The following is a 24,731-nucleotide window of genomic DNA, read 5'->3' as shown; positions in this document are numbered from 1 at the left end:
TCTTCCCCTTACCCGTAACGTCCGGTGATGTAGTCCTTCGTCCGTTCCTCGCGCGGATTGGTGAAGATATCGGAAGTCTTGCCGTATTCGACGATCTTGCCAAGGTGGAAGAACGCCGTCCGCTGCGATACGCGCGCAGCCTGCTGCATTGAATGGGTGACGATGACGATGGCATAGCGGCCACGCAACTCGTCGATCAGCTCCTCGATCCGCGCAGTGGCGATGGGGTCCAGTGCCGAGCAAGGCTCGTCCATGAGGATGACTTCGGGATCGACGGCGATGGCGCGGGCGATGCACAGGCGCTGCTGCTGCCCCCCGGAGAGCGCGGTGCCGCTGTCGTTCAGGCGATCCTTCACCTCGTCCCACAGGCCGGCCCGGCGCAGCGACTGCTCGACGATCTCGTCAAGCTCGGCCTTGCTGCCGGTGATGCCGTGGATCTTGGGGCCGTAGGCGATGTTTTCGTAGATCGACTTGGGGAAGGGGTTCGGCTTCTGGAATACCATGCCAACGCGGGCGCGTAGCTGCACCACGTCCATGCCGGACTTGTAGATGTCCTCGCCGTCGAGCAGGATATCGCCTTCGACCCGAGCGCTGGCGATCGTGTCGTTCATGCGGTTGAGCGTGCGCAGGAACGTGGACTTTCCGCAGCCCGACGGGCCGATGAACGCGGTGACATAGCGCTGCGGAATCTCGATGGACACGTCGTCAATCGCCCGCTTCTCGCCGTAGAACACCGAGACGTTCTTTGCGCTCATCTTCGACGGCGCATCGAAGTAGCGCTTGTCGTCCTGCTTCACTGCAGTCTGGATCGCTTCAGCGTTCATTTTACCACCGCTTTTCGAAACGGTTGCGCAGGTAGATCGCAAGACCGTTCATCAGGAGAAGGAAGACGAGCAGGACGACGATCGCCGCGCTGGTGCGCTCGACGAAGCCGCGGTCGATCTCGTCGGACCACAGGAAGATCTGTACCGGCAGCACCGAGGAAGGCGCGGTGAAGCCGGAAGGCGGGCTGGCCACGAAGGCGCGCATGCCAATCATCAGCAGTGGCGCGGTTTCGCCCAGCGCACGGGCCATGCCAATGATCGTGCCGGTGAGAATACCGGGCAGGGCGAGAGGCAGCACGTGGTTGAACACCACCTGCACCTTGCTGGCCCCGATGGCGAGCGCGGCATCCCGGATCGACGGCGGCACTGCCTTGATCGCATTGCGGCCGGAGATCACGATGACCGGCATGGTCATCAGCGCCAGCGTCATGCCGCCGATCAGCGGGGCCGAGCGGTAGTGCGGGAAGATGGCCAGGAACACGGCAAGGCCAAGCAGGCCGAAGATGATCGATGGCACTGCCGCCAGGTTGTTGATCGAAATCTCGATCCATTCGGTCCAGCGGTTCTTCGGCGCATATTCTTCGAGGTAAAGAGCCGACAGCACGCCCACCGGGAAGGCCAGGACGAGCGTGATGAACATCGTCAGGATCGAGCCCTTGAGGGCGCCCCAGATGCCTACTGACTGCGGACTGGTGGCATCCGACCGGCTCAGGAAGCCCTTGTCGAACACGCGGACCAGCTTGCCTTCGCTTGCCAGCTTCACGGCAAGCTGCTGCATTCCCGGTTCACCTTCGCCGCGCTGTGCAGAAGCAAGGTCGTCGCTCGCAGGGAGCGAGGCGCTGTAGGTGCTGCCCAACAGCGAGGGATCCGCGATAATGGCAGTTGCGACCTCGCGCCAGGCACCCTGGCCGACAAGGTCGTCGGCTTCGGGGCCGAGCGCGGTCTTCGCAGCATTGCCGACGACCTTCTCCAGCCCTGCAAGTTCCAGCCCGCCCATGGGATCGGGCTGGGCAAGGCGCTTGGCGTCGATCTGCATCGAGCCCGCCAGCGGAATGTCGAATCGCACTTCGCTGCGCTGGAAACCGGCAATGCCCGCCGAGCTCATGTTGATCAGCAGGAATGCCAGCATCAGCGCCGAAAAGGCGACAGCGACAAAACCGAGCCAGCGAAAGCGCCTGTCGGCGGCGCGGCGCTTCGCCAGCCCCTTGTCCATCAGCGCCCGCCTGCGCGCCTGCACGTCTGAAGTGGTCTCGGTCATCGCAGGCTCACTCATAAGCTTCGCGGTAGCGCTTCACCACGCGCAGGGCGATGAAGTTCAGCGTGAGGGTGACAAGGAACAGGACCATGCCGAGCGCAAACGCAGAAAGTGTTGCGGGATGGTCGAAGCTGCCTTCGCCGGTCAGCATGGCGACGATCTGGAACGTCACGGTGGTCATGCTTTCAAACGGGTTGGCGGTAAGGTTGGCTGAAGCGCCTGCAGCCATGACGACGATCATGGTTTCGCCGATGGCGCGGCTGACCGCGAGCATCACGCCGGCGACGATGCCGGGCAGGGCAGCGGGGATCAGCACCTTGCGGATCGTTTCCGAAGTGGTCGCACCCATCGCAAGACTGCCGTCGCGCATGGCCTGCGGCACGGCGGCGATGGAATCGTCGGCCATCGAGGAGACGAACGGGATGATCATCACGCCCATGACAAGGCCCGCAGCCACGGCGCTTTCGGTCGATGCGCTGGATATGCCGATGGCCTGCGCTGCGTCGCGCACCATCGGGGCAACGGTGAGAGCCGCGAAATAGCCGTAGACCACCGTGGGCACGCCGGCGAGGATTTCGAGCAGCGGCTTCAGCACCTTGCGCACGCCGCTGCTGGCATACTGCGTGAGGAAGATCGCGCTCATCAGGCCCAGCGGGATGGCGACGATCATGGCGATGATCGCGCCGATGTAGATCGTGCCCCAGAACAGCGGAATCGCGCCATAATCGGCTCCATCCGGCGTGCCTGAACTCATCGGGTCGGGCGACCAGTGCGTGCCGAACAGGAAGTCCAGCGGCGAGACCATGCCGAAGAAGCGCACGGTCTCGAACACCAGACTGACGATGATCCCGATCGTTGTCAGGATCGCCACCAGCGAGGCGATCAGCAGCAGCGCCATGACCGCGCGTTCGACGCGGGTACGGGCGGTAAAATCGGGCTTGAGGCGCAGGAATGCAAATGCGCCACCGGCAAAGGCGACGAGGATCGTCACGACAAGACCGATGGAGTTATAAAGCGTGATCGCCGCGCGGAACGGGGCGACAAGCCCCTGCGCTTCCTCGTTAAACACTCCGAAAGCGCGGCCTTCGGCAACGGCCCTGGCTTCTGCCAGCATCGTCTCGCGCTCGAACCCGAACCCGGGCAGCAACGAGGCGGCCGGGTCGGCCAGGACCTGCCCGGTGATCAGCGTCGGGCTGATCGCGTTCCACAGCACGGCAAAGAGCAGGGCTGGCACGCCGATCCACAGGGCGACGTACCAGCCGTGGAAGTTCGGCAGCGAGTGGAGGCGCATCCCGGGCGCCGCCTTGCGGAAAGCCCAGGCGCGCGAGCGTGCCGCCAGCCAACCGAACAGGCTCAACCCGAAGGCGAGCAAAAGCAGGATGGATGACGACATGGCCCCCGACTTACTCCAATTCTTACTTCAGCTGCGAACCATCAAGGACCGGCAGGTCGGCAACAGCCTTCGCGCTCCCCGCTAGCACATCGTCAGGTGCAACCACCATGCCGAGCTTGGCAAGCGCGCCATCCTTGCCCCACAGCTTTGACCATTCGGTGACAAAGCCCTGCAGGCCGGGAATTGCCTTGAGGTGCGCCTTCTTAACATAGATGTAGAGCGGGCGGGCACCGGGATAGGAAAAGTCCGAGATCGTCGCGTAGGTCGGCTCGACGCCCTTCATCGTCAGGCCCTTGATACGGCCCTTGTTCTCTTCGAGGTAGGAATAGCCGAAGATGCCGATGGCCTTCGGGTTAGCCTCGATCTTCTGGACGATCAGGTTGTCGTTTTCACCAGCGTCGACGTAGGCGCCATCATCGCGCACTTCGCTGCAGACTTTGTCGTGCTTGTCCTTGTCGCTGTCCTTGAGCACCTTCATCTCGGCGTTCTCGTCGCAGCCCTTGGTCAGGATCAGTTCCTTGAGGGCATCGCGCGTGCCCGAAGTCGACGGCGGGCCGTAGACGAGGATCGGCTCGTTCGGCAGCGAAGGATTGACGTCCTTCCAGGTCTTGGCGGTGTTGGGCTTGCCATAGGGGTTCTTGGCGAGGGCCTTGTAAACGTCTTCCGGGCTCAGCGCGATGCCGGGGCCGCCTTGCGCTTCGGCAAAGGCAACGCCGTCAAGACCAACCTGGATTTCGACAATGTCCTTCACGCCGTTCTTCTGGCAGTCCTCGAATTCGGACTTCTTCATGCGGCGCGACGCATTCTCGATATCGGGGTGCTGTGCGCCGACACCTGCGCAAAACAGCTTCATGCCGGCGCCTGTGCCCGTCGATTCGATGATCGGCGATTTCAGCGAAGGATCGGACTTGGCCAGCGATTCGGCAACGGCCTTCGCGAAGGGATAGACGGTGGAAGAGCCGACGGCGCGAACCTGATCGCGGGTAGCGGCTTGCTGGCCTCCGCAGCCGGCCAGGGCAAGCGCGCCAAGGGCAGCAGCGGAAAGCGAAATCGTGCGAATCTTCGACATGGGTCTTTGGCCTTCATCCGTGTTGGCAAGGGCCCAATGCGACGGTTCCATGACAGGTTTATGACAAGGCTGGAAATGCGCAGTCAATCTGCGGAAACATTCGCCGCCGGCGCCAGCGGGATTCGCACCGTGACGGTTGTGCCAACTCCCAAGGTCGAAGCGATATCCAGCTTGCCGCGATGGCGTTCCACGATGTGCTTGACGATGGCGAGACCAAGGCCCGTGCCGCCAGCGGCACGGCTGCGTCCGGGATCGGTGCGATAGAAACGGCGGGTCAGGTAGGGCAGGTGATCTGGGTGGATGCCTTCGCCCTTGTCGGTCACGACGAGTTCGGCCTCGCTCCCATGGACGGCAAGGGCGACACTGACTGGCTGTGTCGGGTCACCATATTTCAAGGCGTTGTCGATCAGGTTGCGGACAAGTTGATCCAGTTGCTGACGATCGCCAAGCACCACACCTTCGTCGGCGCGCACCACGACCCGGCCTTCGCCGACGGTCATGGCAGTTTCGCTGGCGATGCTGCCCACCATCTGGCCCAGATCGATGCGATCGCGCGGAAGCTCGTGCTTCTCTGCCTCGATCCGCGAGAGCGACATGAGATCTTCGACCAGGCTCTGCAGCCGACGAGCTTCGCGCAGCACTGTTGCGTGGAATTTGGCGGTCGTTGCCTCGTCGACCCTGGCATCGGGATCGGCAAGCGTTTCGATATAGCCGATGATCGAGGCGAGCGGCGTGCGCAGCTCATGACTGGCGTTGGCGACGAAATCGGTATGCGAGCGGCTGATGTCGGCTTCGGCGGTGCGGTTGACCATTTCGATCAGCGAGAACCGCTCGTCGATCGGCACGCGGCTTACCTGCCAGATGGAGCGTGCGCCCGTCAGCCCTCGTACGAGTGCGCGGCCCTGCGGCTTCTTGAGCAGGTTGATGGCTTCTGGATGGCGCAATGCCACGCGGGCATCCTGCCCGACGATATGCGCGCCCAGTTCCTCTCGCGCAGCGGCATTGGCCGCGGCGATGCGCTGGCCATCAAGCATGAGAACAGGAAGGCCGAACGGCTCGACCAGTTCGATCATCGCCTGACGCGACACGCTGCCATCGTCGCGATCGAGCGTCTCGACCACCGGTTCGGGGCGTGCCAGCCACAGTGTTGCCAGCCAGACGACAAGCACAGCGAGCGACATCCAGAATCCGGTGCCGCCCAAAAACATCACGACGGCTGCGCAGAGCGCAACGAATATGCTGGGGAGTGGCAGCGACAAACCCTTCATCGAATCATGCCGTGTGGATTGTTGTTGCCCGCGAATCGCCGATCCATGTGTCGGCTTCGTTGCAGCGCGGATAGGCGAGAGCAGGTGGGGCGCGCAAGCGCGCGGCGTGCAATGTCACATTTGGTCTTTGCGACGCGTGTGCCGATGAATTTGAAATTCCCACCACGAACGGTGGTGACCCCTACGGGAATCGAACCCGTGTTTCAGCCGTGAGAGGGCCGCGTCCTGACCGCTAGACGAAGGGGCCATTCCGCTGGAAGGCCTTGGCGTTGCGCTGCCGCTTCACCTCCCGAAGGAGGGAAGCAAGTGGTGACCCCTACGGGAATCGAACCCGTGTTTCAGCCGTGAAAGGGCCGCGTCCTGACCGCTAGACGAAGGGGCCACTGGGCTTGCGCCGCTGGGCAGGTCCGCGCCTCTAAGGGGAGGATGGCGGGGCGTCAAGCGGCGAATTGCAGAAAAATTTCAGTCGGCGAATGCAGCGTCCTCCACATGGAGTTCCGCGGCGGGGCGGCTGCCCCAGTCATCGATCTTTGCACGCCCCGCCAGCCAGAACTGTCGGCCTCGCGAACCGTGCAGCAGCGTCTGGCCCATTTCGCTTTGCGCCGCGCGGAAGGCGATCGCCTTGAAGGAGTTGCCGTCGGCGCCTGCGGCCACCATGCGCACGTGATCGGCGCCGACGAGATCGCATTTCACCAGTCTTACCGGACCAACTGCTACACGCGGGCCGGGCCAGCCTATTCCGAAGGGGCCGGCCGCCTCTAGGGTTTCGACCAGCGAGGGGCGCAGGCCGCCGGGCGCCAGCGACAGATCCAGCAGTAGCGATTGAGCGCCTCGTGCCCCGGTTACATCGCGCGCGAGTCGCTCGTCCAGCCAGTCTGCCAGAGCATTGAGCCGCGACGGATCGATCGTCAGGCCGCAAGCCATGGCATGCCCGCCCCCTGCCACGAGCAGTCCGGCCTCGCGCGCGGCTATGATTGCAGCGCCCAGGTCCACCCCGGCGATGGATCTGCCCGAGCCTTTGCCCATGCCTGCTTCGTCAGCATCAAGCGCGATCACCAGCGAGGGCTTGCCGGTCTTTTCCTTGATTCGCCCGGCCACGATGCCGATCACGCCGGGGTGCCAGCCGCGCCCGGCCAGAACCATGACCGCACGGTTATGCTGCGCGGCGATCTGTGCTTCGGCCGCTTCCTGCACTTCCTGCTCGATCGCGCGCCGTTCCTCATTGAGCCGAGACAGCTGCGCCGCAATTTCTCGAGCCTCATCCGGGTCCTGCGTTGTCAGCAGGCGCACTCCGAGCGTTGCTTCACCCACGCGGCCGCCTGCGTTGATTCGCGGGCCCAGTGCAAAGCCGAGGTCACTGCATGTGGGCGCGCGCGACAGGCGACTGGCGTCAATCAGCGCCGACAGGCCAATATTTTCGCGTCGCGCCATGATCTTCAGGCCCTGAGCTACCAGCGCGCGGTTGAGGCCCTTTAGCTGGGCCACGTCGGCTACGGTGCCGAGTGCAACGAGATCGAGCAGGCCCATGAGGTCTGGCGCCTTGCGGCCTTCGAAATATCCGCGCCCCCGCAGTTCGCGGACGATGGCAACGGCCAGGAGGAAGGCAACGCCCACTGCGGCAAGATGGCCATGCGCGGCGGCGTCGTCACATTCGTCGAGCCGGTTCGGATTAACCAGGGCGACTGTCCGGGGCAGTTCGGGCGGGCATTTGTGATGGTCGACAACGATCACGTCGACCCCGGCCTGCGCTGCCGCCTCAAGCGCCTCGTGCGCCATCGCTCCGCAATCGACGGTGACGATCAGGTCGCTACCTTGCTGGGCCAGACGGACGAGCGCTTCGCCTGAAGGGCCGTAGCCTTCGAGCAGGCGGTCGGGGATATAGTGGCCTGCGCTCACGCCGAGACCTCGCAGCAGCAGGATCAGCAGCGCTGCGCTGGTCGCGCCGTCGACGTCGTAGTCCCCGTAAATCGTGATCTGCTCGTTGCGCTGGATGGCATCGGCGATGCGGCGGGCTGCTTCGTCCATGTCCCGGAACAGCGAAGGATCGGGCAGGAAATCGCGCAAAGTCGGGCGGCGATGGCGTTCGAGATCATCGGGCGAGACGCCACGCGAAAGCAGCAATTGGGTAACAATGGCCTCCTCGCCGTCTCGGGCACTGCCGCTTTGCCCAAAGTCCATGTTGCCTCCGCGCCAGCGCCAGGCCTGGCCCGAAAGAGATCGTGTTATCGCAGTGACCGGAATCATGATCTTGCGCTATACCATGGGGCTCCCTGCGGAAAGGGGAAGGGAGTGTGCGGTGGCGCACCGGCCAGCAAGAGCCCCCGACGCATAAGGTCGCATCGAATCCGTCGCGGCGGTTGTCTGCCGCAAGTCCTTGAGGAGGATGCAGGAATGCGTGTGATGACCGGTTACGTGATTGCAAGCGGACTGACGCTTGGCGGTGTTGCTGCTGGAGTCGTGGCGCAACAGGCGACCGCTCCCGTTGCCAGATACGAGATGCGTGCCGAGACGATGTCGGGGTTTGGCGGCATGGGCGCTGGCAGTGGCGGTGCTGGCGCGGCCCTGGCGATGGCCATGGGAGGGACGCCAAAGGCCCAGCACATGCTGTGGCTCGATCTCGGAACGTCCCGTGCGGCAGCGGACGGCAAGCCGAAAGCCGAACACTTCATGCCGGCCGGCGCCAAGCTCGGGAAATCGGTGCTGCTCAAGACACCTGTCAGCAAGCCCGCCGAACCGGGAACGACGGAGTTCCAGCGACCCAAGGGCCGAATGCTGATCTTCTGGGGCTGCGGCGAACACGCGCCGAAGGGTCAGCCGGTAGTCATCGATTTCAGCAAGCTTGCCGCGGGGCAGATCCCCCCGGGCCTATGGACCACGGCCGTCCCGATCGACCGCTGGGTCTCGCCTTCGTCGGCGAGGACCTACGGCACATGGCCGAGCGATGACGGCAAGTCCGCCAAGCCGGATTCATCCCTCATCGGCGCTCACCGTGTCGTTTCGAACTACTCGCCGGAACTGGCGTTCAACCTGGCCAAGGACTTCATGGCCCCACTCAACGCCTCGAATAGCGCAATGGGCACTGGCGCCACCTTGCTGCGTTGGGGTGCAGTTCCCGACGCCACAGGCTACTATGCGATGATCATCGGCGGGAAGCAGGCGCCCAAGGGTCAGGACATGGTGGACATCGTATGGTGGTCGTCGAGCGCCACGCGTCAATTCGGCGGAGGATTGTCGGATTGGCTGGCACCGTCGACGGTTGCGAAACTGGTGGCCGAAAAGACGGTCATGTCTCCGCAGACCACAACGTGCAGTGTCCCTGCAGAAGTCAAGGCGGCGGCGCCTGACTACATGTTCGGAACGCTCCATGCCTATGGGCCGGAAGAATCCTTCGCCTATCCTCCTCGTCCGGCAGATCCGAAGGCCAAATGGGTGCCGGAATGGACGGCGCGTATCCGCCATCGGTCCAGCACAGGCTTCCTTGTCGGGGTAGAAGGCTTTGGAGGGGCCGCCGCGAGCCAGCAGGATGCGCCCAAGCCGCAATGCAAGCCCAAGAAGAAAGGGCTGGGCGGCTTGCTGGGGGGCGCGATCGGCGGCGCCATCGGTGTGCCCGGCACTGGCGGGGATGGCTGCTAAGCGATGACAGGTGGCCTCGCGATCATCTGGCACAGCCGCACTGGCACTGCGCGGGCGATGGCCGAGGCCGCCGCCAGCGGGGCTGAAACCGAAGGTGCCTATCGATTGATCGAGGCCGCTTCCGCCGTACCCGAGGACCTGTTCGGTGCGGCGGGCTATCTGTTCTGTTGCCCCGAGAACCTGGGTTCGATGACCGGGGAGATGAAGGCATTCTTCGATCGGTGCTATTACCCTTTGCTCGGCAGGATTGAGGGCCGGGCCTATGCGGCCATGATTGCAGCCGGCACGGACGGAAGCGGCGCGGAACGTCAGCTTGATCGTATTGTGACCGGGTGGCGGCTCAGGCGGGCGGCAGAACCTCTGATCGTTAAAACAGGCGCACAGACGCCCGAAGAGATCCTTGGCCCTAAGCGCGTGCCTGAGGCACTATTGCACGATTGCCGAAATCTTGGACGGGCTTTGGCGGCGGGTCTCGCATTGGGAGTTTTCTAAAGCTTTCGAGCTTATGGACCAAAACCAAGCTTTCCCGGATGCAGCGTGACTCGACGCATCCGGAGGACTGTGCAAATTTGGGCCGTGGCTGAAAGGTGGGCAAGTGGACGCGAGTGACCGGTCTGCAGTTTGCGCACCCATTGCAGCCCTTCTTTACAGGGCCGAAATGCTGCCAGCCCTCGCCGATATTCTGGCTGGCCCGGAGCGTGGCTTCGGATATTCGGCATCCCACGTGCCCGATGCCTCGGAAGGCTGGGTGGAACTGCTCGCCAGCGGACTGACCTTCGATCTGCACGGTTTGAAGGACGGGCCACCTGCAGCGGCACCACCCATCGCTACTGCCCTTGGTCTTGCCCAACCGGATCTTGGCGAGATGCGATGGCTGACGCTTGCACCTGGGCCACACCTCGCAGGTGCCGGCGGCCTCTTGCCGGTCATCCGAGTCGCGGCGATGCTTCTGACTGAGCTTGCGCAATTGAGCCAGGCGGAAGGGATTTCGTGGATTCCCGCCCATCTGGTTCTAAAACCGGGATTATTCAGGCAAGCCGTGTTGCCATGGCTGGAGGGCGGACCTTTCCCGGCTCCAGCCTTTGTCGCAATGTATCGCCTGGACGATGGCTCGATGGCGTCTCGCGGGCTTAATCTGTTGATGGGGCAGGAATTTATCCTGAAAGCAGGCAATTCTGCAGATCCGTCGCTGCTGGCTCGCACCGCTGTTCGGCTGGTTGATTGGCTGGTCGCCCATGGCCCCGTTCTGCAGCCGACACGGGCAATTCTTGCCGGAACGGGGGCAGTCAGTCTTGAGGCGGAGTCCGGCAGTCCTATCCTTGCCCGGTGCGACTGAAACGGAACCAATTTCAACCTGAAAGGGCCTCTCTGCCGTTCGGCAGCGTGAATATCCCTGGCCAGGCAGGATATTGCCCGGACCAGCAGCGCCATCACCTCGTTCCCCGTCAGGTTCTGAGTCTTCCGGCCTTCCGGAGAATGATCGATACGCTTGGCCACGAACGAATCGGGATTCACGACTTCCGCCGCAACGGCCAATTGTTGCCCGGGTCCGAACACGCGGCGCTGCGCGCAGGGTTGCCACTTCATCGCGGCCCGCACCGTGCCTATAACGAGCTGGTAATCGAGCGAATCGGTCAGATCGAAGCGGATTGGTCTCTTGCACGACGCAAGGGTTCGGCAACGGCCGATTTCACCGCCCTGATGCGCTTTGACTTGCTGCAGCGCGCGTTGCGCAGGCGCTTTCTTGATCCACGCAATTGGTCGCGCATGCCATTGAACACGCGCGACCCGTCGCTCGATTTCAGCCATCTCGACGACATGGCCCAGCTGTTCTGGACAGATACGGCAGTCGTGGCGCGAGCGAACTAGACCTGAATCAACGCAGGAACGCGGCAGAGTTCTCCGTCAGTCTTGCTGCTGCCTCGCGATATTCCTGCTCGAGCCGGTCCACGCGGCTTGCGACCGGTTCGACAGCGGTGACGGCACCGATGCCCTGGCCGGAACCCCAGATATCCTTCCAGGCCTTGGCGTCGGTATTGCCGCCCGATCCGAAATTCATCTTGCTCGGGTCACTCTCGGGTAGGTTATCGGGATCGAGCCCTGCGTTGACGATCGAGGAGCGCAGATAGTTGCCGTGAACGCCGGTGAAGAGGTTCGAGTAGACAATATCGTCGGCCCGGCTGTCCACGATGGCCTGCTTGTAGGCCGCATTGGCATTGGCTTCCACGGTCGCGATCCAGGCAGAGCCGATATAGGCAAAGTCAGCACCAAGCGCCTGTGCGGCAAGCACCGAACGCCCATGGGCAATCGCGCCCGAAAGTGCGACGAGTCCATCGAACCATTCGCGGATTTCCTGCATCAGTGCAAAAGGCGATTGCGCCCCCGCATGGCCACCAGCGCCTGCGGCAACCGGGATGAGGCCATCGGCACCTTTCTCGATTGCCTTGCGGGCGAAGCGATCATTGATGACGTCGTGCAGGACAATGCCGCCCCAGCCATGGGCTGCGTTGTAGACATCCTCGCGCGCGCCCAGCGAGGTGATGAGCATCGGCACCTGCCACTTTGCACAGAGCGCCATGTCTTCGTCGAGGCGGTTGTTGGTCTTGTGGACAATCTGGTTCACGGCAAACGGGGCAGCCGGGCGGTCAGGGTTGGCGCGGTTGTGGGCGGCAAGTTCCTCGGTAATCTGATGCAGCCATTCGTCGAGCTGGCTGATCGGGCGCGCGTTGAGCGACGGGAACGATCCGACAATGCCTGCCTTGCACTGGGCGATGACCAGTTCCGGGCAGGAGATGATGAACAGGGGCGACGCGATAACCGGCAGACGCAGGTTTGCGAACAGCGGGGGCAGGGGCATTCAGCGCGTGTCCTTCACAAGGTTCTTAATCGAGCAGTTAAAGTGCTAGGTGATGACACGTCGCCTGTCTAGGGGAGCATGTCCTCAATGCCGTAGAAGCGGGCGGCAGTGCCAGCAAAAAGCGCGCGTTTGTCACTCTCGGACGCGTCATGGGCCAGTCGCTTGAAGGCATTCCACAGCACGGTGTAGCTGGCGCCCCACTTGTCTACGGGGTAATTACTTTCGAACATCGCGCGCTCCGGCCCGAAGGCTTCGATGCAGGTTTCGATATAGGGGCGCCACATGGCTGCCAGTGTCTCCGAGGACAGCCCCGCCATCGGGCCTTGCTCGGGAAGTCCGCAGAACGACATGGCAAGACCGCCAAGCTTGATCGTGACATTAGGGCATTCGGCAATCTGCCGGATCATGCTCCGCCAGCCATCGAAGCGCTCGTGCAGCCTGCCGTGATAGCTTGCGGTGCCGAGCGGGGTGCCGCAGTGATCGAGGCAGATCGGCTGGTCCGGAAACGCGCGGGCAAGGCTGAGCACATCACCCAGTTGCGGCTCCAGCAGCCAGGCATCGAAAGTGAGGCCAAGCTCGCCGAGGTGGCGGAAGCCTTCGCGGAACTTATCCGATAGATAAAGCTCAGGCGGCGCATGGAACGGCGGCCCGAGTACGTCAGGATTGGCATCCCAGGCGCCCTGGTGGCGAATGCCGCGAAATCGCCCGTTACCTGCCTGCGCGAGCGCTTCGAGGACAGGACGTGCTGCATCGCCCAATTGCAAGTCGGCATGGCCGATGATCGCGGCACAAGGGCGGAAGTTTCCGTAAAGGCCGCTCGCACCTTGTGCGGCGATGCCGTTCACAAACTCGACTTCGCCCACCGGCTTCATCGCGGGTTCCGCATTGGCGCGGTAGAAGGCGCCGCATTCCATGTAGACCGTGGCTACCACGTTATGGCCACCACGCGCATCGGCCAGCAGCTGGTCGAACGTGTAATAGGCCGAGTGCGTCAGCGTCTCGATGAAAGGATGGCGGGGCTGCGGGAAAGCCGCGATCAGCGGGCGCAAGTCCCACAGATGGTGATGCGGATCAATGATCGGCAGGTCGGGTTCGAGAATCGCTTCGTCGGCCATAAAGTCCTGTCCCGTTGCGCGCCTCTTGCGGGCACGGGCAGACTATGGCGCAAGGATCTGCGCGGGCAAGCGGGTATTTAAGCGATCGGTTGAACGGGCGGCCGCGGAGGCCGCCCATTTAGCGCTCATGCAGCAGCGTTTGCTGCGCTGAGAACCGCGCGAACCGAAGCGGTCGCCACGTCCTCATCGATACCGACGCCCCAGATCGTGCGGCCATCGGCGGTCTTGCATTCGACGTAGGCTGCGGCGCGGGCATTGCTGCCGGCACCCATCGCATGCTCGGAATAGTCGGTGATGTCGATCTCGACTCCGAAGCCGTCCTTGAGCGTGGCGACGACCGAGGAGATCAGGCCGTTGCCGCGTCCGGATACCGACTGGACCTTGCCATCGACTTCGATCTTGCCGGCGAAGATGCGTGTGCCATCAGGGCCCCGCGCCTCCTCATAGTCGACCAGCTGGAAGTGCTGCGGCGCATCGAGTCGATAGGCCTTGCGGAACACGCCCCAGATGTCTGCCGCCTGCAGTTCGCGGCCCAGTTCGTCGGCCAGCTCCTGGACATGGCGCGAGAAGTGCGCCTGCATTTTCTTGGGCAGCTTGAGGCCTTGGTCCTGTTCGAGCACCCAGGCAAAGCCGCCCTTGCCGGACTGCGAATTCACGCGGATCACCGCTTCATAGCTGCGGCCGAGATCCGCCGGATCGATTGGCAGGTAGGGGATTGCCCAAAGCTCGTCGTTGCGCTGCTCCTGCGCTGCGAAGCCCTTCTTGATCGCGTCCTGGTGGCTGCCGGAAAACGCGGTGAAGACCAATTCGCCGCCATAGGGATGGCGGGGATGGACAGGCAGCTGGTTGCAGTATTCGACCGTCTGGATCACCTCGTCGATGTCCGAGAAGTCCAGTTCAGGGTCGATCCCCTGCGTGTACATGTTGAGGCCGACGGTGACGAGGCAGCAGTTGCCGGTGCGCTCGCCATTGCCGAAAAGACACCCCTCGACGCGATCGGCCCCAGCCATGAGGCCGAGCTCGGCCGCAGCGACACCAGTGCCCCGATCGTTGTGGGTGTGCAGGCTGATCACTGCACGATCGCGGTTCGGCAGGTTGCGACAGAAGTACTCGATCTGGTCGGCGTAGATGTTGGGCGTCGCCGCCTCGACCGTCGCCGGCAGGTTCAGGATGATCGGCTTGTCCGTCGTCGGCTGGAGAATCTCCATCACGGCCTCGCAGCACTCGATGCTGAAATCGAGTTCGGCGGTGGAGAAAGTCTCCGGGCTGTACTCGAAGTGCCAGTCGGTCTGCGGGAAACGAGCAGCCTGATCACGCAAGTGCTTGGCCCCGGCAATGGCGATCTCGCGCACGTCCTTTTGGTCCATGCCGAACACCACGTTCCGCCACAGCGGCGAAACCGCGTTGTAGACGTGGACGATCGCCTGCTTGGCTCCGGCCAGGCTTTCGAACGAGGTCTTGATCAGGTCTTCGCGCGACTGGGTGAGGACCTGCACGAAGACGTCATCGGGGATGCGGCCGGAATCGACCAGGCCCCGGATGAAATCATACTCGGTGGCCCCGGCCGACGGGAAGCCGACTTCGATTTCCTTCAGCCCAACCTTGAGCAGAAGGTCGAAGAACCGGCTCTTCTTTTCCGCGTCCATGGGATCGATCAGCGACTGGTTGCCGTCGCGCATGTCGGTTGAAAGCCAACGCGGCGCCTTGGTGATCGTACGGCCGGGCCATTGGCGGTTGGGCAGGTCGATCTGCGGGAACGGACGGTACTTGGCCGAAGGGTTCTTGAGCATGGTCATGAGAGTGCACTCGAATTTTCTGGATTTTGGCGGTTGAGCTTCTGATCCCCTGGGCGCCGTGCGCGCCGGGAGTCCCCGCGCGTCAGCTCACGCCCAAGGGCGGATAAGTCGCAGGGTAAGGTCCAGTCGAGCGGTCATGCCACAAGCCTATGGTGAATCGCAGGCCACTTGTCCAGAATGAATGCAAGCAGACCGGGAGAGAAGAGCCATGAATATTGCGCCATTCACCGTCGAGATACCGCAAGCCGCGATCGAAGACCTGAACCGGCGCATCGACATGACGCGGTGGCCGGAGAGGGAAACGGTTGACGATTGGTCGCAAGGCGTGCCGCTCGCCGCACTGCAGGATTTTGTCGCCTACTGGCGTCATGAATATGATTGGTACGCTTGCCAGCAGAAGCTCAACGACTGGGGCATGTTCGAAACCGAGATCGATGGCGTAATCATCCGGTTCCTGCACGTACGCTCGCCCCACGCAGGCGCGCGGCCTTTGCTCCTGACCCACGGCTGGCCTGGCTCGATCCTCGAGTTTCGCCGCTGCATCGCCCCGTTGACCCAGCCGGAGGAGCATGGCGGCGCGGCGCGGGATGCCTTTCATCTCGTGATCCCGTGCCTGCCAGGCTACGGGCTCTCTGGCAAACCCACGGTCAAGGGCTGGAGCGTTCAGAAGATCGCGCAAAGCTGGGGCGAATTGATGCGGCGGCTCGGCTATGACAGGTGGCTGGCGCAAGGTGGCGATTGGGGCTCGGCAGTGACGACCGCGCTCGGCGCGCTGAAGGTCGAAGGATGCGCCGGCATCCATCTCAACATGCCGATCGCAAGACCGCTGCCCGAGGATATGGCCGCGCCCGGCCCCGACGAGATGAAGGCGCTCGAGCGTTTGCAACATTATCAGGAGTGGGATTCAGGCTACTCCAAGCAGCAATCCACCCGCCCTCAGACGGTCGGCTACGGATTGGTGGATTCGCCTGTGGGCCTCGCGGGCTGGATTTACGAGAAGATGTGGGCCTGGACCGACAATGCCGGGCGTGCCGAGGATGCCCTGAGCCGCGACGACATTCTCGATAATCTCATGTTGTACTGGTTGACTGCTGCGGGCGCATCGTCGGCCCGTCTATATTGGGAGAGTTTCGGCAGTTTCAGCCCTGTGCAGATCGACATCCCTGTTGCCGTCAGCGCGTTCCCCAAGGAGATCATCCCGGCCCCGCGCAAGTGGTTCGAGAGGACATGCTCTAAGCTGGTTTATTGGGGCGAACAGGAGAAGGGTGGGCACTTCGCCGCGTGGGAGCAGCCCGAAGCTTTCGTGAAAGAGCTTCGGGCCGCGTTTTCGCTGATGCCTTGAACGCTTACTTCTTTTCAAAGGCGACAGTGATGTCGAGCTTCACTTCGTCGGATACGAAGGGAACGCCGTACTTCACGTTGAAGTCCGAACGCTTGAGCGTGGCCTTCCCGTGGAAGCCGAGCGTGGCAGCCTTGTTGAAGGGGTTGGTGCCGGCACCGGCAAAGGTCGCGTCAATGGTCACCGGCTTGGTCACGCCATTCAGGGTAAGGTCGCCAGTGATCTTCGCGCTCATGCCATCGGCGCCTGGCGCCACGCTGGTCGAAACGAACGTCGCGTCGGCCGGAGCCGCACCGAAAAAGTCGGCGGGCTTGCCGTCAGCTGCCGGCTTGAGCAGGTGGGCAGTGAGTCCGCTGCTGGCCGTCATGACCTTGCTGACCGGAATCTTGACCGAAACCTTGGCAGCGGCGGGATTGGCCGGGTCGATGTCAAGCGTGCCCGAGACATCGCCGAACAGGCCGAAGTAATCGTTGAAGCCGAAATGGTTCACGCGCCACCCCACCAGTGAGTGGCCGGTATCGGCAGTGTAGGAGCCCGCCACGACACGCGCCTTGTCGGCCTTGCCAGGGGCCTCCGGCATCTGCGCTACCATCGGCGCGGCCGCAGCGGCGAGAGCGAGGGGAAGGGCGAGCAAAAGGGGGCGTGGCATACGAGAGAGCTTCGGCATCGGGATCTCCTTGGGGAGGATAAGGAGCGCCTTGGTTGCCAAAGTGCTACGATCGACGCAAGTAAAAGTCCCGGCGTCGTAGCGTAAGCCTGCGCGGCTATCCGCAGCGCGCCGCCATCAGGCGTCCGGCATCATCAACGATCAGGTTGAGGCGATTTTCGCGGCGATCCTGCGTGATAATTGCTCCCGGCCGGATCACGCGGATGCGGTCGTGTCCGATGGTCTTGATCAGGGCTGCCTGTGACTGGGGCGAAAACATCGCGCCAACCAGCTTTTGCGCAGAACGCTGCCCGCAGGTGTCGACCAATCCGGCTTCGGTCCTGACAACGGGGGGTATCGGCCGCTGCGCCATATCCTTGGCCGCGGCAAGAACTGGCCCGGCATCAAGGCAAAACGCGGCGGCACAAAGCGTCAGCCGGGGTACAAGGCGGAATCGTGTGATCATTTTCTCCAGATCGGAGTGATATAGATCACATTTCTGTCGTCCACTGCATTCGTCGATGCCTGTCGTTCGCTAAAAGAAAGGGCGACCGAAGCCGCCCTTTCCAAAAGTTCCGAATTGATTGGGAAGATCAGTTCTTCGACTGATCGACCAGCTTGTTCGCTCCGATCCACGGCATCATCGCACGCAGCTTTGCACCGGTTTCCTCGATCTGGTGGCGCTTGGCGAGACCGCGGGCGGCCTTCAGCTCGGGCTGGCCGGCGCGGTTGTCGAGCACGAAGTCCTTCACGAAGCGGCCCGACTGAATGTCGGCGAGAACCCGCTTCATTTCCTTCTTGGTCTCTTCAGTGATGATGCGCGGACCGGTCTTGATGTCGCCGTATTCGGCGGTGTTCGAGATCGAGTAGCGCATGTTCGCGATGCCGCCTTCATAAAGCAGGTCGACGATCAGCTTCAGTTCGTGGAGGCATTCGAAGTAGGCCATTTCCGGTGCATAGCCGGCTTCGACCAGTGTTTCGAAACCGGCCTGGATCAGCGCGGTGGTGCCACCGCACAGGACGGCCTGCTCGCCGAAGAGGTCGGTCTCGCATTCTTCGCGGAAGTTGGTTTCGATGATGCCGCTGCGGCCACCGCCGACGCCCGAGGCATAGGCGAGTGCAACGTCATGGGCGTTGCCGGTCACGTTCTGATGCACCGCGATCAGGCAGGGCACGCCGCCGCCACGCTGGTATTCGCTGCGCACGGTGTGGCCAGGGCCCTTCGGCGCAATCATGATCACATCGATGTCGGCGCGCGCTTCGATCAGGCCGAAGTGGATGTTGAGGCCGTGCGCAAATGCCAGTGCCGCACCAGGCTTCATGTTGGCATGAAGGTCATCGGCATAGATCGCGGCCTGATGCTCGTCCGGTGCCAGGATCATCAGAATGTCGGCCCATGCAGCAGCATCGGCATTTGCCAGAACCTTGAAGCCGGCAGCTTCGGCCTTCTTGGCGCTGGCCGAACCCGGGCGCAGCGCGATCGCCACGTCCTTGACGCCCGAATCGCGCAGGTTCTGCGCGTGGGCATGGCCCTGCGAGCCATAGCCGAGGATCGCGATCTTCTTGTCGGTGATGAGGTTCAGATCGCAGTCTGCGTCGTAATAGACCTTCATGTCGTTCCCAATCTTTGATGAATTCGTGAAAGGATAAGCGGTGAAATTCAGGCGGCGGTGGCGCCGCGGATCATGCCGACGATGCCGGTGCGTCCAACTTCGACGAGGCCGAGTTCCTTCATCAGGCTGACGAAGCTGTCGATCTTGTCGGGCGCCCCGGTGAGTTCGAAAATGAAGCTCGAGGTCGTGGTATCGACCACCTTGGCGCGGAATACGTCAGCCAGGCGCAGCGCCTCGACGCGGTTCTCGCCCTTGCCGGACACCTTGACCAGCGCCAGTTCACGCTCGACGAAGGGGCCCACTTCGGTGAGGTCGGTGACCTTGTGCACCGGTACCAGTCGTTCAAGCTGCGCGCGGATCTGGTCGATGACCGGCGGGGGGCCGTGCGTCACGATGGTGATGCGGCTGACGTCGTGGCCATCGGTGATGTCGGCCACGGTCAGGCTGTCGATATTGTAGCCGCGCGCGGTGAACAGGCCGGCGATCTTGGCGAGAATGCCCGCTTCGTTGTCGACCGTGATGGTGAGGACGTGGCGCTCCTGCGCCTCCTGAGCGATGTGCATCATTGTTTCGGTGTCCCTCAGACCAGCGCCTTGGCTTCGTCGTCCATCGTGCCGGCGACTTCGTCCCCGTAGAGGATCATGTCGGTATGTGCAGCCCCCGACGGGATCATCGGGAAGCAATTGGCCTCCTTGGCGACGAGGCAATCGACAAAGACCGGACCGTCATGGTCGATCATCGCCTGGATGCCCGCGTCCAGCTCGCTTTCGTCGGTGATGCGGATGCCCTTCCAGCCATAGGCTTCGGCAAGGCGAACGAAGTCGGGCAGGCTGTCCGAATAGGAGTTGGAGTAACGGCTCTCGTAGGTCAGCTCCTGCCACTGGCGGACCATGCCCATCCATTCATTGTTGAGCACGAAGACCTTGACCGGAAGACGATACTGCGTGGCCGTGCCCAGCTCCTGAATGTTCATCTGGATCGAGGCGTCGCCGGCGATATCGATGACCAGCGTCTCGGGGAAGCCAGCCTGCGCGCCGATGGCCGCGGGAAGGCCATAGCCCATCGTGCCGAGACCGCCCGAGGTCAGCCACTTGTTGGGCTTCATGAAGTGGAAATATTGCGCCGCCCACATCTGGTGCTGGCCGACTTCGGTCGAGATGATCGGCTCGAGATGCTTGGTCAGCTCGTACAGACGTTCGACCGCGTACTGCGGCATGATCGCCTTGGACTTGCGCGGGTAGGCAAGGCTCTTCCTGCCACGCCAGCCATCGATGCGGGCATACCATCCCGTTAGGTCCTGCGCCTTGTAGCCACGCTTCAGCCACGCTTCGATCAGCTGCCCGAGAACCTTGCCGCAATCGCCGATCACCGGCAGGTCCACGGCGACGGTTTTGTTGATCGACGCGCGGTCAATATCGATGTGGATCTTCTTCGAATTGGGCGCGAAGGCATCGAGGCGGCCCGTGACGCGGTCATCGAAGCGGGCGCCGACGCAGACGATAAGGTCGGCCTGGTTCATCGTCAGGTTGGCTTCGTAGGTGCCGTGCATGCCGAGCATGCCGAGCCATGCCGGATGATCCGCCGGAAATGCGCCCAGACCCATCAGGGTCGACGTGACGGGCGCGCCGGTCAGCGCTTGCAGCTCGCGCAGCAGGCGCGCGGCTTCGGGACCGGAATTGATCACGCCGCCACCGGTGTAGAACACCGGTGCCTTGGCCTGGGCGATCATTTCGATCGCCTCGGCGATCTCGCTGGCGCCGCCTTCGGTCTGGGGCGAATAGCGGTTGCGCTGCTGCGGCGCCGCGCTGCTCCACGTCGCCGTCGCGATCTGCACATCCTTGGGAATGTCGATCACGACCGGGCCGGGACGACCTTCGGTGGCGATGCGGAAGGCCTCGTCGATGGTGGCGGCAAGCTGCGACGGGTCCTTCACCAGATAGTTGTGCTTGGTGCAGTGGCGCGTGATGCCGACCGTATCGGCTTCCTGGAATGCGTCGGACCCGATCAGGCCGGTGGGGACCTGCCCGGTGATCACGACCATCGGGATCGAATCCATGAAGGCGTCGGCAATGCCGGTGACGGCATTGGTCGCGCCAGGACCGGAGGTGACGAGCACGACACCGGGCTTGCCGGTAGCGCGCGCATAGCCTTCGGCGGCGTGGGCCGCGCCGGCTTCATGGCGGACGAGGATGTGGCGGATGCGTTCATCGCCGAACAGCGCATCGTAGATCGGCAGTACCGCGCCGCCGGGATAGCCGAACACGAATTCGACGCCCTTGGCGACAAGGCTTTCGACCAGGATCTCGGCGCCGCTGCGCTCGCTTGTCACGTTACTTCATCCTTCTTCGCGTGACCGGGCCGATAGACCCGATGCTTCGCTGAAAAAACAAAAAACCATCAAAAATTTCGGCCCGGCTGCAGCTTGGCTGCGCCGGGCCGTCTCTCCCTCTCGGGTGCTTGATCGGCATGCAAGATGGATCAGGCAATTGACGGCCTGCTACTTGACATAAAAGGTGGTGTCAAGCGGCTAACCGCGCAATAAACTTGCTGCATAGTCGAAGTCAATGGAATTTTCGTACGTCAAGCGTGGCCAACTGCCGGGATTCTGGTTCTTCAGCCAAGTATACTGCCGCTTGGCGTAGTTCCTCGTCGCCTGCTGCCCTGCGGAAACTGCCTGATCTTGAGACATTTTACCGCGCAGGAATGCGGCGATCTCCGGCACGCCGATTGCTCGCATGACCGGACACGATTCGGGCAGGCCCCGGGCCAGCAGCGCTTCGACCTCGTTGAGTGCACCGCCCTGCCACATCAGTTCAAAGCGCAGATCGCAGCGGCGATAAAGCCACTGCCGCTCGGGCAGGAGAATGATCGGCGCTAGGTCCACCCCGTTGCCGATCCCGCCGACACGCTGCTGCTGCCAATGTGCGAGGGAATACCCGGTCGAACGCACCACCTCAAGCGCGCGGGTCACGCGTTGCACATCGGCAGGACCAAGCAGTGCAGCGCGCGCCGGGTCTTCCTCGCGCAATGCGGCATATGCGACCTCAACCGGCAGAGCTCGCACCTGCGCACGAACAGCAGGGTCTATGTCCGGTACCGGTGCAATGCCGTGGAGCAGGGTGTTTAAGTACATGCCCGTCCCGCCGACGAGGATCGGCATCGCACCGCGTTCGTGGGCTGAAGCGATCTCAACCTTGGCGGCTGTTGCCCAGTCTGCCGCCGAGCAGGGCTGCGCACCATCCCACGCGCCGAACAGGACATGCGGCACGCCCTGCATGTCCTCCTCCGACGGCCTTGCACTCAACACGCGCAGATCTGCATAGACCTGCGCGCTGTCGGCATTGATAACCACCGCCTCCCGGCCTTGCTCTCGCAGCCTGAGGGCGAGCTTCACAGCGAGATCGCTCTTGCCGCTTGCCGTCGGCCCTGCGATTAGCGCCACGCGTGGCCCGTCAGCCGCGTCGTGCCCCGTGCTTTCAGAAAAGGATTCCCCGTTGATCATCGCGCGCCTGATAGCAGACCCTGAGACGCTTGGTGACAATCTCTCGCTTGCGATGGAAATGATCGAGGCGCGCGATTGGGAAGTGGCGGGTGCCGGGATGCTCGACTTCTGTGACGACGTGCTCGAACTCGAAGTCGTCGAAGGCAATCCCGCAGGCATCCGCAAGATCCTGGACCGGTGCTTCCCCGATAGCGACCTGCTGCTCTCCAACGGCCTGATCGAAGTGCCAAGCCTGTTCGTTTCCGACATGGATTCGACCATGATCGAGCAGGAATGCATCGACGAACTGGCGGATTTCGCCGGACTCAAGGACCGCATCGCGGCAATCACGGAACGCGCGATGCAGGGAGAGCTCGATTTCGAATCCGCCCTGCGCGAACGCGTCGGCTTGCTCAAGGACCTGCCTGAGACCGCAATCGCGCAGTGCCTCGAGGAGCGCATTCGCCCGATGCCGGGTGCTCGGACGCTCGTTTCGACGCTCAAGGCTCGTGGCTGCCATACCGTACTGGTCACGGGCGGCTTTCATTCCTTCGCCGATCCGGTGGCGGAACTGCTCGGGTTCGATCGCGTGGTCGGCAACCGCCTCGGCCTGCACGGAGGCATGCTGACTGGCGGGCTCGTTGGTGGAATCGTGGATAGTTCGGTGAAGAAGAAGGTCCTGCTCGAAGAGTCAGAGCGCCTTGGCAGCGAAGTGTTCAGCCTTGCGACCGGCGATGGCGCCAATGACATTCCGATGATCGAAGCTGCAAGCTACGGCATCGCCTATCGCGCCAAGCCCAAGGCCCGCTCTGCCGCCGACGGCTGGGTCGACCGCGGTGATCTGACCTCGATCCTGTCGCTCTTCGGCATTGCCCGTCAGGACTGGGTCTTCGACTGATCAGGCAAAGGCGGGCGTGCTGCGTCGTCTGTACGCCAGCACGCGAACCAGCAGCGCCATCAGGGCGAGCGTCGTCATCGTCAGGCCGATGGCGCGCGTCTCCGGCATTGGAATGCGCTTGGCGTAAGCCAGCGTGAAGATCAGCCAGATCACGTGGATGCCCGTTGTGTGCAGGCGTTTCCAGTTCCGGCCGAGTGCGCGCATCGCAGCGCTGCTTGAGGTCAACGCCATGGCGAGAATGAAGAGGTAGGCCAAGCTTCCCGGGACAAGCGATGCCAACGTGCGCGGTTCCGGATCGAGGCTGACTGCGACGACCAGCGCCACGAGGTGGACGGTGTGGCTTGCCGCAAAGCCAAGGCCCCACCACCTGCGATCACGAACCAGCGCACGGCTCCACGGGGCGGGGGAAAGGCGAAAGAGCGAGGAGGCGAGGTAGGTCAGGAGGAAAATCGGAAAGCCCACTCGTGCAGTCCAACGTGCGGCGAGGTGCCAACTCTCATGTTGCGTCGTGCCGGCGGCCAGACCCGCAGCCAAGGCCAGCAACGAAAGCGCCAGCCCCAGCGCCATTGGCCACTTCCGTGCCATGTTCCGTTCTCCCCCTACGTTTTTGCTAGTCTGCACTGCACCGTCGGCGCTGGCAAGCAGTGCTCCGGGCACGGCGATTGACGATCTATTTACAGTGCTGTTAGTATTCCGGCGGCAAGAAAACCGGGAGAATCGACGTGAACGCCATGACCGGCGCGTTGAGTGCTGACCTGCCAATCTACGATGAGCGTCGTCCGGAGATGCGGATGCAGCCGCTCAAGGCATGGCACCATTTCCAGAACCTCCTGAAAGACAAGGAAAATACCGAGGAGGTGTTCCACATTTTCGAGGCGCTGCCGTGGCGGAACCTGCGGGGGCGGGCCGAGGCTTTTCTGCGTAGCGAGCGCGGTCAGGCCCTTCGTTTGACCGAGCCCTATCTCCCAGCGATTCTCGATGATCACGCCGCGCTCCGGCAGACGCCTGAGGGTTCTCTGGCCCACGCTTATTGCGACTTCATGGAGAGCGAGGGTCTGACCGCGCAGGGATTGGTCGACGAGTTCGATCGCTTCGCCGCCAAGCGAGAACGCTTCGAGGACCAGTTCCTGTGGTACCTCAACCGCATGCGCGACGTGCACGACATGCTTCACGTGCTGACCGGTTACGGGCGCGATGCACTTGGCGAAGCCTGCGTCCTTGCGTTCACCTACAGCCAGCAGCCGAGCCCGGCACATCTGTTCATCGGCTACATGGCCGGCGTGAACATCAATCGCCAGACCAAGCGCAGCGCGCCGGTCCTGCGCGCAGTCCGCGAAGGCCAGCGACTTGGCAAGGCATGCCCGCGGCTGTGCGAACAATCAATCAAGGAACTGCTGCCGCTGCCCATCGAAGAGGTGCGTGCCCGCCTTAACATCACTCCTGCCATGCACTACAAGGAAGCGCACGGCATCTGGCGCGGCATGGGAATCGATCCCTATGACCTGCTCGGAAAAAATGCGGCTAAGAAGCTCGCCGCCTGACGG

Annotated in this window: 23 protein-coding genes and 2 tRNA genes; 7 read left to right on the top strand and 18 right to left on the bottom strand. The window is 62.9% G+C overall.

Going from position 1 to position 24,731, the window contains the following annotated elements:
- Positions 1-8: 8 nt before the first annotated feature.
- The 8 genes from pstB to recJ form a co-directional block, all read right to left on the bottom strand.
- Complete coding sequence (pstB, locus tag NJ75_RS02950) at positions 9-824, bottom strand: phosphate ABC transporter ATP-binding protein PstB (RefSeq protein ID WP_039331327.1); 816 nt, start codon at positions 822-824, stop codon at positions 9-11.
- A gap of 1 nt (position 825) precedes the next feature.
- Positions 826-2,097 (bottom strand): phosphate ABC transporter permease PstA, encoded by a 1,272-nt coding sequence (pstA, locus tag NJ75_RS02945; protein ID WP_039331325.1) that lies wholly within the window; start codon positions 2,095-2,097, stop codon positions 826-828.
- The gene (gene pstC, locus NJ75_RS02940) at positions 2,090-3,472 is read right to left on the bottom strand and encodes a phosphate ABC transporter permease subunit PstC (protein WP_039331324.1); all 1,383 of its coding nucleotides are present in this window, start codon (positions 3,470-3,472) and stop codon (positions 2,090-2,092) included. Before pstC ends, pstA begins: the two co-directional genes overlap by 8 nt.
- A 22-nt stretch (positions 3,473-3,494) precedes the next feature.
- Complete coding sequence (locus tag NJ75_RS02935; protein ID WP_082013246.1) at positions 3,495-4,541, bottom strand: substrate-binding domain-containing protein; 1,047 nt, start codon at positions 4,539-4,541, stop codon at positions 3,495-3,497.
- An 83-nt stretch (positions 4,542-4,624) separates the two neighbouring features.
- Positions 4,625-5,722: a sensor histidine kinase gene (locus tag NJ75_RS02930; protein ID WP_236727044.1), complete on the bottom strand. Its 1,098-nt coding sequence runs from the start codon at positions 5,720-5,722 to the stop codon at positions 4,625-4,627.
- Positions 5,723-5,981: 259 nt separating this feature from the next.
- Positions 5,982-6,056: transfer RNA gene (locus NJ75_RS02925), tRNA-Glu, on the bottom strand.
- 60 nt (positions 6,057-6,116) lie between these two features.
- Positions 6,117-6,191 (bottom strand) — tRNA-Glu (locus tag NJ75_RS02920).
- Between the two features lie 80 nt (positions 6,192-6,271).
- On the bottom strand, positions 6,272-8,053 hold the full coding sequence (gene recJ / locus NJ75_RS02915; protein ID WP_039331318.1) for a single-stranded-DNA-specific exonuclease RecJ: 1,782 nt from the start codon (positions 8,051-8,053) through the stop codon (positions 6,272-6,274).
- A 156-nt stretch (positions 8,054-8,209) separates the two neighbouring features.
- On the opposite strand from recJ, the gene NJ75_RS02910 reads away from it, so the two are divergent.
- The 4 genes from NJ75_RS02910 to NJ75_RS02895 all read left to right on the top strand — a co-directional run bounded on the left by NJ75_RS02910 (position 8,210) and on the right by NJ75_RS02895 (position 11,311).
- Positions 8,210-9,442, top strand: a complete 1,233-nt coding sequence (locus NJ75_RS02910; protein WP_052241889.1) for a hypothetical protein — start codon at positions 8,210-8,212, stop codon at positions 9,440-9,442.
- A 57-nt stretch (positions 9,443-9,499) separates the two neighbouring features.
- Complete coding sequence (locus NJ75_RS02905) at positions 9,500-9,934, top strand: flavodoxin family protein (protein WP_407668272.1); 435 nt, start codon at positions 9,500-9,502, stop codon at positions 9,932-9,934.
- 166 nt (positions 9,935-10,100) lie between these two features.
- Entirely contained in the window at positions 10,101-10,778 is a 678-nt protein-coding gene (locus NJ75_RS02900; protein ID WP_052241887.1) for a hypothetical protein, read from the top strand.
- Positions 10,769-11,311, top strand: a complete 543-nt coding sequence (locus tag NJ75_RS02895) for an AHH domain-containing protein (protein WP_330217034.1) — start codon at positions 10,769-10,771, stop codon at positions 11,309-11,311. Before NJ75_RS02900 ends, NJ75_RS02895 begins: the two co-directional genes overlap by 10 nt.
- Positions 11,312-11,318: 7 nt before the next feature.
- Here NJ75_RS02895 and NJ75_RS02890 read toward each other — a convergent pair whose 3' ends face one another.
- The 3 genes from NJ75_RS02890 to leuA form a co-directional block, all read right to left on the bottom strand.
- Positions 11,319-12,299 (bottom strand): NAD(P)H-dependent flavin oxidoreductase, encoded by a 981-nt coding sequence (locus NJ75_RS02890; RefSeq protein ID WP_039331310.1) that lies wholly within the window; start codon positions 12,297-12,299, stop codon positions 11,319-11,321.
- 68 nt (positions 12,300-12,367) lie between these two features.
- Positions 12,368-13,414 (bottom strand): amidohydrolase family protein, encoded by a 1,047-nt coding sequence (locus tag NJ75_RS02885; RefSeq protein ID WP_039331307.1) that lies wholly within the window; start codon positions 13,412-13,414, stop codon positions 12,368-12,370.
- 125 nt (positions 13,415-13,539) lie between these two features.
- Positions 13,540-15,210: a 2-isopropylmalate synthase gene (gene leuA, locus NJ75_RS02880; RefSeq protein WP_039331306.1), complete on the bottom strand. Its 1,671-nt coding sequence runs from the start codon at positions 15,208-15,210 to the stop codon at positions 13,540-13,542.
- Positions 15,211-15,418: 208 nt separating this feature from the next.
- Here leuA and NJ75_RS02875 point away from each other — a divergent pair, with 208 nt between their 5' ends.
- A complete protein-coding gene (locus NJ75_RS02875; protein WP_039331303.1) occupies positions 15,419-16,552 on the top strand; it encodes an epoxide hydrolase family protein in 1,134 nt (377 codons plus the stop codon).
- A 4-nt stretch (positions 16,553-16,556) separates the two neighbouring features.
- Here the strand turns inward: NJ75_RS02875 and NJ75_RS02870 are convergent, their stop codons facing one another.
- The 6 genes from NJ75_RS02870 to miaA all read right to left on the bottom strand — a co-directional run bounded on the left by NJ75_RS02870 (position 16,557) and on the right by miaA (position 22,310).
- On the bottom strand, positions 16,557-17,216 hold the full coding sequence (locus NJ75_RS02870) for a YceI family protein (protein WP_039331496.1): 660 nt from the start codon (positions 17,214-17,216) through the stop codon (positions 16,557-16,559).
- Positions 17,217-17,313: 97 nt separating this feature from the next.
- Positions 17,314-17,661 (bottom strand): I78 family peptidase inhibitor, encoded by a 348-nt coding sequence (locus NJ75_RS02865; RefSeq protein WP_039331301.1) that lies wholly within the window; start codon positions 17,659-17,661, stop codon positions 17,314-17,316.
- 127 nt (positions 17,662-17,788) lie between these two features.
- Positions 17,789-18,808, bottom strand: coding sequence for a ketol-acid reductoisomerase (gene ilvC, locus NJ75_RS02860; protein WP_039331297.1), 1,020 nt, complete (start codon positions 18,806-18,808; stop codon positions 17,789-17,791).
- Positions 18,809-18,855: 47 nt separating this feature from the next.
- Positions 18,856-19,371, bottom strand: coding sequence for an acetolactate synthase small subunit (gene ilvN, locus NJ75_RS02855; RefSeq protein ID WP_039331295.1), 516 nt, complete (start codon positions 19,369-19,371; stop codon positions 18,856-18,858).
- A 17-nt stretch (positions 19,372-19,388) separates the two neighbouring features.
- Positions 19,389-21,137 (bottom strand): biosynthetic-type acetolactate synthase large subunit, encoded by a 1,749-nt coding sequence (gene ilvB, locus NJ75_RS02850; RefSeq protein WP_039331293.1) that lies wholly within the window; start codon positions 21,135-21,137, stop codon positions 19,389-19,391.
- 198 nt (positions 21,138-21,335) lie between these two features.
- Positions 21,336-22,310 (bottom strand): tRNA (adenosine(37)-N6)-dimethylallyltransferase MiaA, encoded by a 975-nt coding sequence (miaA, locus tag NJ75_RS02845; protein ID WP_052241915.1) that lies wholly within the window; start codon positions 22,308-22,310, stop codon positions 21,336-21,338.
- Here miaA and serB point away from each other — a divergent pair.
- The gene (serB, locus tag NJ75_RS02840; RefSeq protein WP_039331291.1) at positions 22,303-23,187 is read left to right on the top strand and encodes a phosphoserine phosphatase SerB; all 885 of its coding nucleotides are present in this window, start codon (positions 22,303-22,305) and stop codon (positions 23,185-23,187) included. The genes miaA and serB overlap by 8 nt on opposite strands.
- Here the strand turns inward: serB and NJ75_RS02835 are convergent, their stop codons facing one another.
- Entirely contained in the window at positions 23,188-23,772 is a 585-nt protein-coding gene (locus NJ75_RS02835; RefSeq protein WP_156135687.1) for a cytochrome b family protein, read from the bottom strand. It lies immediately after the preceding gene.
- Positions 23,773-23,918: 146 nt separating this feature from the next.
- Between NJ75_RS02835 and NJ75_RS02830 the strand changes: the two genes are divergently transcribed.
- Positions 23,919-24,728, top strand: coding sequence for a Coq4 family protein (locus NJ75_RS02830; RefSeq protein WP_039331289.1), 810 nt, complete (start codon positions 23,919-23,921; stop codon positions 24,726-24,728).
- The last annotated feature ends 3 nt before the right edge of the window (positions 24,729-24,731 follow it).

This window comes from Novosphingobium subterraneum, assembly GCF_000807925.1.
Taxonomy (GTDB): Bacteria; Pseudomonadota; Alphaproteobacteria; order Sphingomonadales; family Sphingomonadaceae; genus Novosphingobium; species Novosphingobium subterraneum.
The sequence above is the reverse complement of the archived record's forward strand: the minus strand, read 5'-3'. Positions and strand labels throughout refer to the sequence as shown.

Coding starts and splice junctions, on each gene's coding strand:
- NJ75_RS02865 (WP_039331301.1), bottom strand. CDS start 17,661: ATGATCACACGATTCCGCCTTGTACCCCGGCTGACGCTTTGTGCCGCC.
- recJ (WP_039331318.1), bottom strand. CDS start 8,053: ATGATTCCGGTCACTGCGATAACACGATCTCTTTCGGGCCAGGCCTGG.
- ilvC (WP_039331297.1), bottom strand. CDS start 18,808: ATGAAGGTCTATTACGACGCAGACTGCGATCTGAACCTCATCACCGAC.
- NJ75_RS02835 (WP_156135687.1), bottom strand. CDS start 23,772: ATGGCACGGAAGTGGCCAATGGCGCTGGGGCTGGCGCTTTCGTTGCTG.
- pstC (WP_039331324.1), bottom strand. CDS start 3,472: ATGTCGTCATCCATCCTGCTTTTGCTCGCCTTCGGGTTGAGCCTGTTC.
- miaA (WP_052241915.1), bottom strand. CDS start 22,310: ATGATCAACGGGGAATCCTTTTCTGAAAGCACGGGGCACGACGCGGCT.
- NJ75_RS02875 (WP_039331303.1), top strand. CDS start 15,419: ATGAATATTGCGCCATTCACCGTCGAGATACCGCAAGCCGCGATCGAA.
- pstB (WP_039331327.1), bottom strand. CDS start 824: ATGAACGCTGAAGCGATCCAGACTGCAGTGAAGCAGGACGACAAGCGC.
- pstA (WP_039331325.1), bottom strand. CDS start 2,097: ATGAGTGAGCCTGCGATGACCGAGACCACTTCAGACGTGCAGGCGCGC.
- NJ75_RS02830 (WP_039331289.1), top strand. CDS start 23,919: ATGACCGGCGCGTTGAGTGCTGACCTGCCAATCTACGATGAGCGTCGT.
- NJ75_RS02910 (WP_052241889.1), top strand. CDS start 8,210: ATGACCGGTTACGTGATTGCAAGCGGACTGACGCTTGGCGGTGTTGCT.
- NJ75_RS02870 (WP_039331496.1), bottom strand. CDS start 17,216: ATGCCGAAGCTCTCTCGTATGCCACGCCCCCTTTTGCTCGCCCTTCCC.
- NJ75_RS02905 (WP_407668272.1), top strand. CDS start 9,500: ATGGCCGAGGCCGCCGCCAGCGGGGCTGAAACCGAAGGTGCCTATCGA.
- NJ75_RS02935 (WP_082013246.1), bottom strand. CDS start 4,541: ATGTCGAAGATTCGCACGATTTCGCTTTCCGCTGCTGCCCTTGGCGCG.
- NJ75_RS02890 (WP_039331310.1), bottom strand. CDS start 12,299: ATGCCCCTGCCCCCGCTGTTCGCAAACCTGCGTCTGCCGGTTATCGCG.
- NJ75_RS02900 (WP_052241887.1), top strand. CDS start 10,101: ATGCTGCCAGCCCTCGCCGATATTCTGGCTGGCCCGGAGCGTGGCTTC.
- ilvN (WP_039331295.1), bottom strand. CDS start 19,371: ATGCACATCGCTCAGGAGGCGCAGGAGCGCCACGTCCTCACCATCACG.
- NJ75_RS02930 (WP_236727044.1), bottom strand. CDS start 5,722: ATGTCGCTCGCTGTGCTTGTCGTCTGGCTGGCAACACTGTGGCTGGCA.
- leuA (WP_039331306.1), bottom strand. CDS start 15,210: ATGACCATGCTCAAGAACCCTTCGGCCAAGTACCGTCCGTTCCCGCAG.
- NJ75_RS02885 (WP_039331307.1), bottom strand. CDS start 13,414: ATGGCCGACGAAGCGATTCTCGAACCCGACCTGCCGATCATTGATCCG.